The organism is Maribacter sp. UBA3344 (genome assembly GCF_002362375.1).
Taxonomy (GTDB): domain Bacteria; phylum Bacteroidota; class Bacteroidia; order Flavobacteriales; family Flavobacteriaceae; genus Maribacter; species Maribacter dokdonensis.
Window position 1 is genome coordinate 60899 of sequence record NZ_DERI01000029.1, and the last position, 12093, is coordinate 72991.

Genomic DNA, 12093 nt, shown 5'->3' on the forward strand with positions numbered 1-12093 from the left:
AACGTTACTTATTTTTGTTTCGTATTTAATTTTAGGTAAAATTTAGCTGAAATGACCGTTAGAATGTCAGTTCGGCTTTATTTTTAATAACCACATATTTATTTATTCAAAAACTGTTCCAAATATGGAAATTCCTTCAAAATATAATCCGCAGTCCACAGAATCTCAATGGTATGAGTATTGGATGAAAAACGGATATTTTCATTCGGTTCCCGATGATAGGGAACCTTATAGTATTGTAATACCACCACCAAACGTAACCGGTATTCTTCATATGGGGCATATGCTGAACAATACTATACAAGATGTATTGATCAGAAGAGCTCGTTTATTAGGTAAAAATGCATGCTGGGTACCTGGTACGGATCACGCATCTATTGCTACAGAGGCAAAAGTGGTGGCTAAACTAAAAGAGCAAGGTATCAATAAAAATGACCTTACAAGGGAAGAGTTTTTGAAACATGCTTGGGACTGGACACACCAGTATGGGGGTATCATACTAGAGCAGTTAAAGAAATTGGGCTGTTCTTGTGATTGGGACCGTACAGCGTTCACTATGGACCAAGAAAGATATGATAGTGTTATAAAAGTGTTCATAGACCTTTATAATAAAGGGTTGATTTATCGCGGTTATCGTATGGTAAATTGGGATCCAGAGGCGCAAACAACATTGTCTGATGAAGAAGTGGTATATGAAGAAAAACAAGGTTTGTTGTACTATTTGTCATATGCCATAGAAGGTTCAGATGAAAAAGTGACCATTGCTACCACAAGACCGGAGACTATTTTGGGTGATACAGCTATATGTATTAACCCTAACGATGAGCGCTTTACCCATTTAAAAGGTAAAAACGTTATTGTGCCTATTTGTAATAGGGTAATACCTATTATAGAAGACGAGTACGTTGATGTAGAGTTTGGTACCGGTTGTTTAAAGGTGACACCTGCGCATGACATAAATGACAAAGCGCTAGGCGAAAAGCATAACTTGGAGACTATAGATATCTTTAATGATGATGCCACCTTAAATAGTTTTGGTATGCATTACGAGGGTAAAGATCGTTTTGTAGTTAGAAAAGAAATCTCAAAAGAATTGGAGGAAAAGGGTATTTTGGTAAAAACCGAAACCCATATCAATAAGGTAGGTACCTCAGAAAGAACCAAAGCTGTCATAGAACCTAAACTGTCTGATCAGTGGTTTTTAAAAATGGAAGATTTGGCAAAACCCGCTTTAGAAGCAGTGTTGGAAAGTGGAGATGTAAAACTGCATCCAAAGAAATTTGAAAATACATATCGCCATTGGATGGAGAACGTTCGTGATTGGAACATCTCTAGACAATTGTGGTGGGGACAACAGATACCGGCGTTCTATTTTGGCGACGGTCAAGAAGATTTTGTGGTTGCCGCTAATTTAAAGGAGGCCTTAGAACTGGCAAAGGAGAAATCTGGCAATTCAGATTTGCAGGAAAGTGATTTAAGACAAGATGCCGATGTGCTAGATACTTGGTTTTCATCTTGGTTATGGCCAATGAGTGTATTCGGAGGCATTATGGATCCGGATAATGAAGAGGTGAATTATTACTATCCTACCAACGATTTGGTTACGGGTCCGGATATTCTATTCTTTTGGGTAGCTAGAATGATAGTTGCCGGGTATGAGTTTAGAGGTAAGAAACCTTTTGAGAATGTTTATTTCACAGGCTTGGTAAGGGATAAGCAACGTCGCAAGATGTCTAAATCTTTGGGGAACTCGCCAGATGCCTTAAAATTAATTGAAGATTATGGAGCGGATGGCGTACGTGTTGGTTTATTGTTAAGTTCGGCAGCAGGTAACGATTTAATGTTCGATGAAGATCTGTGTCAGCAAGGAAAAAACTTTGCCAATAAAATTTGGAACGGTTTCCGATTGGTTAAAGGTTGGGAGGTTGCAGATATACCACAGCCCGAAGCATCAAAACTTGGTTTAGAGTGGTACGAGTCTAAACTGAACAAGACTTTACTAGAGATAGAGGATCACTTTAGCAAGTTCCGTATTTCCGATGCTTTAATGTCAATTTATAAATTGGTTTGGGATGATTATAGTTCTTCTTTATTGGAGATTATTAAACCTGCATACCAACAACCTATTGATAAAATTACTTTTGATAAGGTAATTCAGCTATTTGAGCAGAACTTGAAATTGTTACATCCGTTCATGCCATTTTTGACCGAGGAGGTGTGGCAGCATATTTCAAAAAGGAGCGAGAGCGAAGCATTGGTGATTGCAAAGTGGCCAACAGTAGGTAAAATAGATGAACAATTATTGGAAGAGTTCGATTTTGCCGCTGAGGTTATTGCCGGTATCAGAACTATAAGAAAGAACAAGAATATTCCTATGAAAGAAGCAATGGAATTATCTGTTTTAAATACCGAAAAGGTGAGCGATCGTTTTGATGTTGTTATATCAAAACTTACCAATGTTTCTGATATTGCTTATACAGAAGAGCAGTTAGAAGGTGCATTGACATTTAGGGTAAAGAGTAACGAATACTTTGTACCTATGGAAGGTGCTATAGATATTGAGGCTGAAATTGTGAAGATTAATGAAGAGTTGAAATATACCAAAGGATTCTTACAGTCTGTTCAAAAGAAATTATCTAATGAGCGTTTTGTCAATAATGCCCCTGAAAAGGTAATAGCAATTGAGCGTCAAAAATTAGCTGATGCCGAGGCTAAAATTGAAACTTTAGAAAAGAGTTTAGCAAGTTTAGGCTAATATTCTTTAATAAATAACAAAGCCTCATTCCTATTTTTGGGAGTGAGGCTTTTTCTATTGTTAAAATCATGGACACACTCAAGTGCTTTTTGTAATTTTAAATAGAACCAAAAAGCTTTGAAAATGAAATCATTAAGAAAAGAGGATATTAAACAAGAAGTGTTTGATCTTTACGATGCCTATGCGCATAATAAACTAGAACGGCGAGACTTTGTGCAAAAACTATCAATGTATGCGGTAGGTGGTATTACGGTACCTTCGTTAATGAGTTTTTTAATGCCTGATTACGAAACTACGTTATTGGTTGATAAAAACAATCCTGATCTTGATTCTGGTTTTATTACCTATGATTCGCCAAAAGGCGGTGGGGAGATTAAGGCATTACTATCACAACCAAAATCAGCTGACGTAAAGTTACCGGGTATAGTGGTGGTACATGAAAATAGAGGTTTGAATCCGTATATTGAGGATACGGCAAGAAGAGCTGCTCTAGCGGGTTTTATCACGATTGCCCCAGATGCTTTAAGTCCGTTAGGTGGTTATCCGGGAAATGATGATGAAGGTAGGGAAATGCAACGGAAAAGAGACAGAAATGAAATGCTTGAGGATTTTATTGCAGCATTTAATTATTTAAAGAATCATGAAGGGTGTACAGGTAAGATAGGGGTTGTAGGTTTTTGTTTCGGTGGATGGATCTCTAATATGATGGCAGTGAAAGTGCCGGAATTGGCAGCTGCTGTTCCATTTTATGGCGGTCAGCCTACGGAAGGAATAGAAGATATAAACGCTCCTTTATTACTGCAATACGCAGGTTTGGACGAACGTGTAAATGCCGGATGGCCTGAATATGAAAAAAAGCTTAATGAGCTGGGTAAAGAAAATACAGCCTATTTCTATCCGAAAGTTAATCATGGTTTTCATAATACGTCTACTCCAAGATATGACGAACCGGCAGCAGAATTGGCATGGTCGCGAACCATTGATTTTTTTAAGGAAAATTTAATGTAAGTGGTTGGTTTTTAATACTTATAGTGAAGGGTGTTGATGGTATGGCGCTGATTTAGAGCTAGTAATCTATTCGTTTGAGTTAAGAGAACAGAGGTAATCCCATTAAATTTACCATATAAACAATCTAAAAACACACATTATGAGAAGTCTATTATGGTTAGTAGCAGTTATTTTAATTATTATATGGTTATTAGGAATGCTAGGAATTGTTCCTGGACTTGCAACCGGTAGTTTGGTACATATTTTATTGGTGATTGCAGTTATTGTAATTTTATACAACATTATATCTGGTAAAAAAGTCCTATAAATTCATTACATTAAGTAAATAATATACAGACCCTTGAATTTATTCAAGGGTTTTTTTATGCGTATATAGTATCTTTAATACTATGATACGACCATATATACTAGCAGAAACAAACTGGAATCATTTAAAGGATGAAAATATAGAACTGGCGGTATTACCGTGGGGTGCAACAGAAGCACATAATTATCATCTGCCATATGGCACAGATAACTACCAAGCTGAAAATATGGTTGAAGCTGCTGGTAAGAGGGCATGGGAAAAGGGTAAAAAAGTAATTATTTTGCCCACCATACCTTATGGTGTCAATACAGGGCAAAAGGATATTTATTTAGATATGAATTTAAATCCTTCTACCCAATTGGCAATATTGAAAGACTTGGTAACCGTGTTAGATAGACAGGGAATTAGAAAGCTATTATTATTTAATGGGCATGGTGGTAATAACTTTAAACCGATTGTTAGGGAACTGGGTTTAATGTTTCCGAAGATGTTCATCAGCTTCTGCTTTTTTCCACCAATGTTAGATAAATCTAAATATTTCAAGGAAAAAGGTGATCATGCAGATGAGATGGAGACTAGCCTAATGCTTTATTTAAGACCAGAACTGGTATTGGCGAAAGAAACATGGGGTAGTGGTAGTGCTAAAAAATTTAAGATCAAAGCTTATAATGAGGGTTGGGCTTGGGCAGAACGCCAATGGTCTAAAGTTAGTAGTGACACAGGGATAGGTAATCCGGAGTATGCAACTGCTGAAAAAGGACAACGTTTTTTTAATGATGTATGTGAAAAATTAGAAGATCTTATCTGTTCTCTTTGTGATGCGGATTTAGAAGATTTATATCATTGATTTTTAATGGCAATCAATTGTTCTGACGATGGTTCCGTACTGGCAGTTTTTTCAAGATTGTTATTCAAATCTATTTTTAAGGATAAAAGGGCACTCAAAATGATTATATTCTTAACTATATATTGCCCTGCCAAGGTAAAAACCAATTCACCTTTGCCAAAAATTTCTTCTGGTAATAAAAATAAAGGAGTAAACGTGAAAAGTATGTGAACTATAGCTATACTGATAAAAATCCTGGGTTTCCAGTTTGCAATGAGAAAGACGCCTATTAAGGTTTCAACAACTGCTAATACAATTAAGCTTAAGGAGGAATGCAAAATTCCAAAAGTCAAAATTCCGATTGTATTGGTGGCTAAATCTTCGGCCGGACTTAGATTGGGTATAAATTTTATAAAGCCAAAAAATAGATAAACAAGTCCTATGGAGATTCTGAGAATGTTGAGTTTTAATTTTTCTAGTTGTTTCATTTGGCACGTGTCATATGTTTAAAAAAAATTTTAAACTCTACTGCAACAACTATAAATTTAAATTAAATTTTACAAAAGGTCATTGTCCTGTCTTCAATTCTTTCGTAGCTAATTCAATATAAGCTTGCATAGCCTTTTTTTTGCTCATATTCTTGGCTTGAAAAAGGGCGTTTGCCTTAAATGCATTTATCAAGGGAGTTTTACTGCCTGGGTTTTCAAAATTAGCATTCGCTATTTTGTAATAGGCATAAAGTTTTAAAAGAACATCTGCAGGTATAGGTTCAGTATAGTTATTTACCAAATCAACCGTCTTCTCAAATTCAGTATGTAAGTTCGTCTTTTTCATTTGGGTCAATAAAAGTAGCAATACACGTGCCGGCGCCTTTAACTTTTTGGTTAAGTTTTACATTAATTTGGCAGTCTAGTGGTAAAAACAAATCTACTCTTGAGCCAAACTTGATAAAACCGGCATCGTCACCTTGCTGCACACTTTCACCTTCTTCAGCATAATTTACAATTCGCCTGGCCAATGCACCCGCAATTTGTCGGTAAAGAATTTCTCCGAATTTAGGTGTTTTTATGACTACCGTTGTTCTTTCGTTTTCTTCGCTTGATTTTGGGTGCCATGCTACTAGGTACTTACCTGGGTGATATTTTGAGAAAGTAATACTACCGCTTGCAGGGTATCTGGTAACATGTACGTTAACGGGAGACATGAAGATAGATACTTGCCTTCTCTTATCCTTAAAATATTCTTTCTCTTCTACTTCTTCAATAACTACAACCTTGCCATCTACAGGAGACAAAATTTCATTAAAATCTTTTTTGGCCAGTCTTTTAGGGTTTCTAAAAAACTGTAGTATAATTATCAAGATAATTAAGCCAAGTATTTGTACCGTTAGCTTCAGCCATGCTATATCAATAAAGAAATGGGCCAATAATATACTAACCCCAACAAGTAAAAAAGAAAACAATATTATTTTTTGTCCCTCTCTATGAAACATAACTAAAAATATTTAAAGTTAAATATGCAAACGGTGCTGCAAAAACCAAACTATCCAAACGATCAAGCATACCACCATGACCTGGTAATATGGCTCCACTATCCTTAACGCCAGCTGTTCGTTTGAATTTAGATTCTATTAAATCTCCTAAACTACCCGCAACAACTATAACAGTAGCAAGTATCATCCATTGAATAGGACTAATTAGCTCCTCAAAAGTTGCCATAAGATAAGCTGCTGCCAGTGCAAATATAAAACCTCCTAAAGTACCTTCAATAGTTTTTTTAGGAGAAACTGATGGAAAAAGTTTAGTACGCCCAATACTTTTCCCAACTAAATATGCAAATGAATCATTTACCCATATCAATATAAAAATGCCCATGATCAATAATTTGGCAAATGCATCATTTTTATAAGGTATCATAGTAAGAAAAATACATCCTCCACCAATGTAAAACAATCCTACTATAAATTTTAATGGAGTGTTGAGTACTAAAGGTTTTTTTGTAAAAAGGTTGATCAATAGAAATATATCTACTACTATAGTAATTAGCATAAGTATATTAATAACCTGCTGGTCTTTTACCAAATATATAAATGCCCACCAAAGCGCTAAGTATGCTGCAAATATGTGATATCCTTTAAGACGAACCAATTTTTTATACTCGTAAAGGCATGCTAGTCCAAAGGTCATAAATAGAAAATCGAACGCATCGGAGCTTAAAAACACTGCTGACAGCAATAAAATGATATATACAGCCCCAGTTAATGACCTTCGTAAAATTTCTTTCATACTATAAATCTTCCAGTAGTAAAAGATAAAGATTTTTAGTACTACTACCATACGTTAGAAAATCATCTGAATTTTCTGCGGTAGCTTTAAAGTGTTTTAAAGTGGTTATGTTGGCCGGTATTTTTTGGCCATACTTCTTTTTTATGGTCTTAAGACCTTCTCCAATAGATTCTACCAATTGACTTGTAGTCGCAAAAACAACTACGTTACTTGGTAGTTCATTAACCTTTTTTTCCAGTAATTGGTTAGAGCAAACTAAAATACTACCATTTTGTGCAATTAAATGTTCGCAGGTAGTAAAGAATACTTCGCTTTGTCTAGCATTGTCGGTAAAGGAAATAGGTTCTTTAGAAAATTTTTGGGCTAGCCTTTCATTGAGAACAAAGAAAGGCTCATTCTCCCAATTATTTTCAGTAACTATGTTCTGTATGGCTCGTGAAACCTCATTGTCAGAATCGCAATAGATAAATTTACCTCCATTCTGTTTAAAATGAATAGTAAATTTTTCATCAACAGGTATATTTAAATCGGGCATATGGTCACCACGCGTTTCTGCTGTTTCTTTCGAAACTTTCTTCTTGCCGCCACCAAATAAAATATCTAAAAACCCCATTTATACTATTGAACTAATTGCTTATCTAAAGTACTGCAATTTTACTTATTTTCAGTAATTTCTTGCTGCTCTGTAGAATTATTATCCTCTTCTTCTTTAAGTTTCTTTTCGTTTTCTAACGCTAAAATATCTTTTTCAAAATTTCGCTTACCAAAGATTTTTTCCAAATCTTCCTTAAAGATAACCTCTTTCTCCAACAATCGTTCTGCTAAAGTGGTTAGTTTATCTTTATTGTCCGTTAAAACTTTAATGGCACGTTGATACTGTTCTTCAATAATTTTTGAAATTTCGGCATCTATTTTACGAGCGGTGTCTTCGCTGTATGGTTTTGAGAATCCATAAGAATCTTGACCTGATGAATCATAATAAGTAATGTTTCCTATTTCATCATTAAGTCCGTAAATAGTAACCATTGCCCTAGCTTGTTTGGTTACTTTCTCCAGGTCACTCAAAGCGCCTGTGGAAATTTTGTTGAAAATCACCTTTTCAGCAGCTCTACCGCCCATAGTTGCACACATTTCATCAAGCATTTGTTCAGGCCTAACGATCAAGCGCTCTTCAGGTAAATACCAAGCTGCTCCTAAAGATTGTCCTCTTGGTACAATAGTAACTTTTACTAACGGTGCAGCGTGTTCTAGCATCCAACTTGTGGTTGCGTGACCAGCTTCGTGGTAAGCAATGGTTTCTTTTTCACCAGGTGTTATAATCTTATTTTTCTTTTCAAGACCGCCAACAATTCTATCTACAGCGTCTAGGAAATCTTGTTTGGTTACCGCTTTCTTTTCATTACGAGCAGCTATTAAAGCGGCTTCATTACATACATTGGCGATATCAGCACCTGAGAAACCAGGTGTTTGTCTTGCCAAGAAATCTAAATCTAAAGTCTCGGCAGTTTTAATAGGTCTTAAATGAACTTCAAAAATTTCCTTACGCTCACGAATATCCGGTAGGTCAACATAAATCTGTCTATCAAATCTACCGGCACGCATTAATGCTTTATCCAAAACATCTGCACGGTTGGTAGCGGCAAGTACTATTACATTGGTGTTAGTGCCAAAACCATCCATTTCGGTCAATAACTGGTTCAATGTATTTTCACGTTCATCATTAGATCCCGTGAAGTTATTTTTTCCTCTGGCTCTACCTATAGCATCAATTTCATCAATAAATATAATTGCTGGAGATTTGTCTTTAGCTTGCTTAAACAGGTCACGTACTCTAGATGCACCTACACCTACGAACATTTCAACGAAATCTGAACCGGATAAAGAGAAGAAAGGTACCTTAGCTTCACCTGCAACGGCTTTGGCTAAAAGTGTTTTACCTGTTCCTGGAGGTCCTACTAGTAATGCACCTTTTGGTATTTTACCACCTAATGATGTATACTTATCCGGATTTCTTAAGAATTCTACGATCTCTTCAACTTCTTCTTTTGCACCTTCTAAACCGGCAACGTCTTTAAAAGAAGTTCTTGTATCTGTCTTTTCGTCAAACAACTTCGCTTTAGATTTTCCGATGTTGAAGATCTGTCCACCGGCACCGCCTCCGCCTCCGCCAGACATTCTACGCATTAGATAGATCCAAATACCAATAATCAATACAAATGGTAATAAGGATAAAAGGAAATCTAAAATGGCTGTAGATTCTTTTCCAAATTCAATAATGGTATCTAAGTTGTTCTCTTTTTTGATTTCAGTTATTTCATTTTGAAATATTTGAAGATCACCATAGTCTAATGTATACTGAGGTACATTGCCAGATGATGGAAGAAAAGACTTCTCGTTTACATCTTTATGTACTTCTTTTGCGATAGCCTCATCGGTTAAAAAAACCTTAGCTTGATTGGTATTGGTGATGATCAATATCTTTTTTACATCACCATTTCTCAAATACTGCTGTAATTCTGAAGTAGTCGTTTTTTGTGTGCTAGCTAGGTCATCACTATTGAACAGTTGAAATCCAATAAGTAATACTGCTACCAATCCGTAAATCCACCAAGAACTAAATTTTGGTTTTTTCGGATTTGTTTTGTTTTCTTTTGCCATTTTAATTTTTTATTGATTAACGCTACTTTCTATGGTCGTGAATTTTGCATCACCCCATAAACCTTCTATGTCATAAAATTCTCGAACTTGCTTTTGGAATACGTGGACTACTACGTTTACATAGTCCATCAATACCCATTCGGCATTGTCCTCGCCTTCTACGTGCCAGGGTTTATCTTGAATCGCTTTACTTACTGTTTTTTGGATAGAACCTACGATCGCATTTACATGCGTATTGGACGTACCGTTACAAACTATGAAGTAATCACAAACGGTGTTTTCAATTTCTCTTAAATCTAATAGATTTACATTTTGTCCTTTTACTTCGTCAACTCCTTGTATAATTAATGCAATTAACTCATCTGCGCTAGTTTTATTTTCCTGCATTCAAAAATTTTAATTTTTACAAAGTTATTATTTTTTTGTTCTTTTAGGTCTAGTTTTTAACAATACATTAAAGATTCACAATAAGAACTGTAAATGCAAATAATCAAACTTGATGCCACGCAATCTACAAATACCTATTTAAAAGATTTGTCATTTAAAAGGGAGTTAGGTGATTTTACTGTCGTAACTACCAAAAATCAAACTTCAGGTAGGGGGCAGTTAAATGCGAAATGGGAATCTGAGCCTGGTAAGAATCTAGCATTCAGTATATTGAAAAAGAATTTGGATATTCCTATTCAACGAGTATTTCTTGTAAGTGTTTGTGTTTCATTGGCTATAATAGAGAGCTTAAAAGATTTTGATATACCTGATTTAAGTATTAAATGGCCAAACGACATTCTGTCAGGTAATTACAAAATCGGCGGTATTTTGATCGAAAATATCATAACTGGTTCTAAAATAAAGCGGAGTATAATTGGTTTTGGTTTAAATGTGAACCAAAAATCATTTAAAAGCGCACCACATGCCTCTTCATTAAATGCGATAACGGGTACTGATTTTGATCTTGATGAAATTTTTTATTCTCTGATAGAACATCTACATCAAAACATGATCAAACCTTTTCAATTAATGGAAAGTGAATTATATGCACAGTATCATGCCCATTTATTTAAAAAAGGGCAAATGAGTACGTTCAAGATTCACGATGACGAACAAATTACCGGTACAATTGAAAAAGTTTCTATTGACGGTAAATTGGTAGTGAAACTAGTAAATGGTGATTTTCAAGAATTTGGCTTAAAAGAAATACAGTTACTGTATTAGATTTTTGACAAATTTGTTGAAAGCGTATTTATGAAATTGGTAATTGGTGATTTGATCATCATGGCCATCATGGCATTAAATTCACCTTTGAAGCTTAAAATAACTTCACTTTGCTGACCATCAACTTCTTGGATGTCTGCCGTTAAGGTGAATGGCAATTTATCACTGGCCGCACCTAAAATTATTTGTTCAAAAGGAGTTTGCTCTTTTTTTTCCAATACAATTTCGGGCATGCCTTTTAAGGCAAAAAGAAATCTATTTTCATTAAGTACTTCGAACTTATCAATGTTTTCTGGCATTAACTGTCTAAAATTAGATAGTTCGTTCAAAAAGTTAAAAGTATCTTCTTTACTTTTTGCTACTTGTGCCTTAGGCGTTTCTATAAACATATATTATTTATTTGTCCATTTAGAAGGGTCTTTCCTCCATTCCATTAAAGTTGCTAATTGCTCTTCTTTTACATAACCAGTGTCAGAAGCTTGTTCAATTAAATGAGCGTAATTGCTTAACGTGTGCAACTCTGTATTTTCTTCTTTAAAATTAGAATCGGCAGTTTCAAAACCATAGGTAAAAATAGCCAACATACCTTTAACTTTGGCATCTATTGCTTTTAGTGCCTTTACGGCATTTAGGCTGCTTTTACCGGTACTGATTAAATCTTCGATCACAACCACCGTTTGGTGTGCTTCTAAATGACCTTCTATTTGATTTTGGCGCCCGTGCGATTTAGGCTCAGGACGTACATATACGAATGGTAGGTTGAGTTTGTCCGCTACCAAAGCACCAATGCCAATTGCCCCGGTGGCAACCCCAACAATACAATCTGGCTTGCCATATAATTGTTCAACTTGCTTAGCCATTTCATCACGAATATAGTTTCGGATGATAGGGTAAGAAAGTAAAATCCTATTGTCGCAATATATAGGAGATTTCCAACCCGAAGCCCATGTAAAAGGATTTTCGGGTTTCAATTTTATTGCATTAATTTGCAAGAGAAGCTCTGCCGTTTTTTTTGCAGTGTTTTTGTCTAAAACCATGACGC

Annotated in this window: 14 protein-coding genes; 5 read left to right on the forward strand and 9 right to left on the reverse strand. The window is 35.5% G+C overall.

Annotation, left to right across the window (positions count from 1 at the left end):
* The first annotated feature begins 124 nt into the window (after positions 1 to 124).
* From B2Z27_RS17645 to B2Z27_RS17660, 4 genes are all read left to right on the forward strand, one after another.
* The gene (locus B2Z27_RS17645; RefSeq protein ID WP_286814672.1) at positions 125 to 2755 is read left to right on the forward strand and encodes a valine--tRNA ligase; all 2631 of its coding nucleotides are present in this window, start codon (positions 125 to 127) and stop codon (positions 2753 to 2755) included.
* A 123-nt stretch (positions 2756 to 2878) separates the two neighbouring features.
* Positions 2879 to 3763 (forward strand): dienelactone hydrolase family protein, encoded by an 885-nt coding sequence (locus tag B2Z27_RS17650; protein WP_058105956.1) that lies wholly within the window; start codon positions 2879 to 2881, stop codon positions 3761 to 3763.
* Positions 3764 to 3902: 139 nt separating this feature from the next.
* On the forward strand, positions 3903 to 4070 hold the full coding sequence (locus B2Z27_RS17655; protein WP_210706612.1) for a lmo0937 family membrane protein: 168 nt from the start codon (positions 3903 to 3905) through the stop codon (positions 4068 to 4070).
* Positions 4071 to 4152: 82 nt separating this feature from the next.
* Complete coding sequence (locus tag B2Z27_RS17660) at positions 4153 to 4917, forward strand: creatininase family protein (protein WP_286814673.1); 765 nt, start codon at positions 4153 to 4155, stop codon at positions 4915 to 4917.
* Here B2Z27_RS17660 and B2Z27_RS17665 read toward each other — a convergent pair.
* The 7 genes from B2Z27_RS17665 to rsfS all read right to left on the reverse strand — a co-directional run bounded on the left by B2Z27_RS17665 (position 4911) and on the right by rsfS (position 10226).
* Positions 4911 to 5384: a hypothetical protein gene (locus B2Z27_RS17665; protein WP_058105957.1), complete on the reverse strand. Its 474-nt coding sequence runs from the start codon at positions 5382 to 5384 to the stop codon at positions 4911 to 4913. The two genes, B2Z27_RS17660 and B2Z27_RS17665, sit on opposite strands and share 7 nt — an antisense overlap.
* Before the next feature lie 79 nt (positions 5385 to 5463).
* Positions 5464 to 5730, reverse strand: coding sequence for an acyl-CoA-binding protein (locus B2Z27_RS17670; protein ID WP_099192401.1), 267 nt, complete (start codon positions 5728 to 5730; stop codon positions 5464 to 5466).
* Positions 5705 to 6388, reverse strand: a complete 684-nt coding sequence (locus tag B2Z27_RS17675) for a phosphatidylserine decarboxylase family protein (RefSeq protein ID WP_058105959.1) — start codon at positions 6386 to 6388, stop codon at positions 5705 to 5707. Before B2Z27_RS17675 ends, B2Z27_RS17670 begins: the two co-directional genes overlap by 26 nt.
* Positions 6378 to 7181, reverse strand: a complete 804-nt coding sequence (locus B2Z27_RS17680) for a phosphatidate cytidylyltransferase (protein WP_058105960.1) — start codon at positions 7179 to 7181, stop codon at positions 6378 to 6380. The genes B2Z27_RS17675 and B2Z27_RS17680 overlap by 11 nt, the downstream gene beginning before the upstream one ends.
* A 1-nt stretch (position 7182) precedes the next feature.
* Positions 7183 to 7794 (reverse strand): LUD domain-containing protein, encoded by a 612-nt coding sequence (locus B2Z27_RS17685; protein WP_091602316.1) that lies wholly within the window; start codon positions 7792 to 7794, stop codon positions 7183 to 7185.
* A gap of 41 nt (positions 7795 to 7835) precedes the next feature.
* Positions 7836 to 9839: an ATP-dependent zinc metalloprotease FtsH gene (gene ftsH, locus B2Z27_RS17690; RefSeq protein WP_058105962.1), complete on the reverse strand. Its 2004-nt coding sequence runs from the start codon at positions 9837 to 9839 to the stop codon at positions 7836 to 7838.
* A gap of 9 nt (positions 9840 to 9848) precedes the next feature.
* Positions 9849 to 10226 (reverse strand): ribosome silencing factor, encoded by a 378-nt coding sequence (rsfS, locus tag B2Z27_RS17695; protein ID WP_058105963.1) that lies wholly within the window; start codon positions 10224 to 10226, stop codon positions 9849 to 9851.
* 93 nt (positions 10227 to 10319) lie between these two features.
* Between rsfS and B2Z27_RS17700 the strand changes: the two genes are divergently transcribed.
* Positions 10320 to 11051, forward strand: a complete 732-nt coding sequence (locus tag B2Z27_RS17700; RefSeq protein ID WP_286814674.1) for a biotin--[acetyl-CoA-carboxylase] ligase — start codon at positions 10320 to 10322, stop codon at positions 11049 to 11051.
* Here B2Z27_RS17700 and B2Z27_RS17705 read toward each other — a convergent pair.
* Together B2Z27_RS17705 and pyrE are read right to left on the reverse strand one after the other, a co-directional pair.
* Positions 11048 to 11440 (reverse strand): orotate phosphoribosyltransferase, encoded by a 393-nt coding sequence (locus B2Z27_RS17705; protein WP_074669776.1) that lies wholly within the window; start codon positions 11438 to 11440, stop codon positions 11048 to 11050. The two genes, B2Z27_RS17700 and B2Z27_RS17705, sit on opposite strands and share 4 nt — an antisense overlap.
* 3 nt (positions 11441 to 11443) lie before the next feature.
* Entirely contained in the window at positions 11444 to 12088 is a 645-nt protein-coding gene (gene pyrE, locus B2Z27_RS17710; protein ID WP_058105966.1) for an orotate phosphoribosyltransferase, read from the reverse strand.
* Between the last annotated feature and the right edge of the window lie 5 nt (positions 12089 to 12093).

Coding starts and splice junctions, on each gene's coding strand:
- ftsH (WP_058105962.1), bottom strand. CDS start 9,839: ATGGCAAAAGAAAACAAAACAAATCCGAAAAAACCAAAATTTAGTTCT.
- B2Z27_RS17700 (WP_286814674.1), top strand. CDS start 10,320: ATGCAAATAATCAAACTTGATGCCACGCAATCTACAAATACCTATTTA.
- B2Z27_RS17655 (WP_210706612.1), top strand. CDS start 3,903: ATGAGAAGTCTATTATGGTTAGTAGCAGTTATTTTAATTATTATATGG.
- B2Z27_RS17660 (WP_286814673.1), top strand. CDS start 4,153: ATGATACGACCATATATACTAGCAGAAACAAACTGGAATCATTTAAAG.
- B2Z27_RS17685 (WP_091602316.1), bottom strand. CDS start 7,794: ATGGGGTTTTTAGATATTTTATTTGGTGGCGGCAAGAAGAAAGTTTCG.
- B2Z27_RS17675 (WP_058105959.1), bottom strand. CDS start 6,388: ATGTTTCATAGAGAGGGACAAAAAATAATATTGTTTTCTTTTTTACTT.
- B2Z27_RS17705 (WP_074669776.1), bottom strand. CDS start 11,440: ATGTTTATAGAAACGCCTAAGGCACAAGTAGCAAAAAGTAAAGAAGAT.
- pyrE (WP_058105966.1), bottom strand. CDS start 12,088: ATGGTTTTAGACAAAAACACTGCAAAAAAAACGGCAGAGCTTCTCTTG.
- B2Z27_RS17665 (WP_058105957.1), bottom strand. CDS start 5,384: ATGAAACAACTAGAAAAATTAAAACTCAACATTCTCAGAATCTCCATA.
- B2Z27_RS17680 (WP_058105960.1), bottom strand. CDS start 7,181: ATGAAAGAAATTTTACGAAGGTCATTAACTGGGGCTGTATATATCATT.
- rsfS (WP_058105963.1), bottom strand. CDS start 10,226: ATGCAGGAAAATAAAACTAGCGCAGATGAGTTAATTGCATTAATTATA.
- B2Z27_RS17670 (WP_099192401.1), bottom strand. CDS start 5,730: ATGAAAAAGACGAACTTACATACTGAATTTGAGAAGACGGTTGATTTG.
- B2Z27_RS17645 (WP_286814672.1), top strand. CDS start 125: ATGGAAATTCCTTCAAAATATAATCCGCAGTCCACAGAATCTCAATGG.
- B2Z27_RS17650 (WP_058105956.1), top strand. CDS start 2,879: ATGAAATCATTAAGAAAAGAGGATATTAAACAAGAAGTGTTTGATCTT.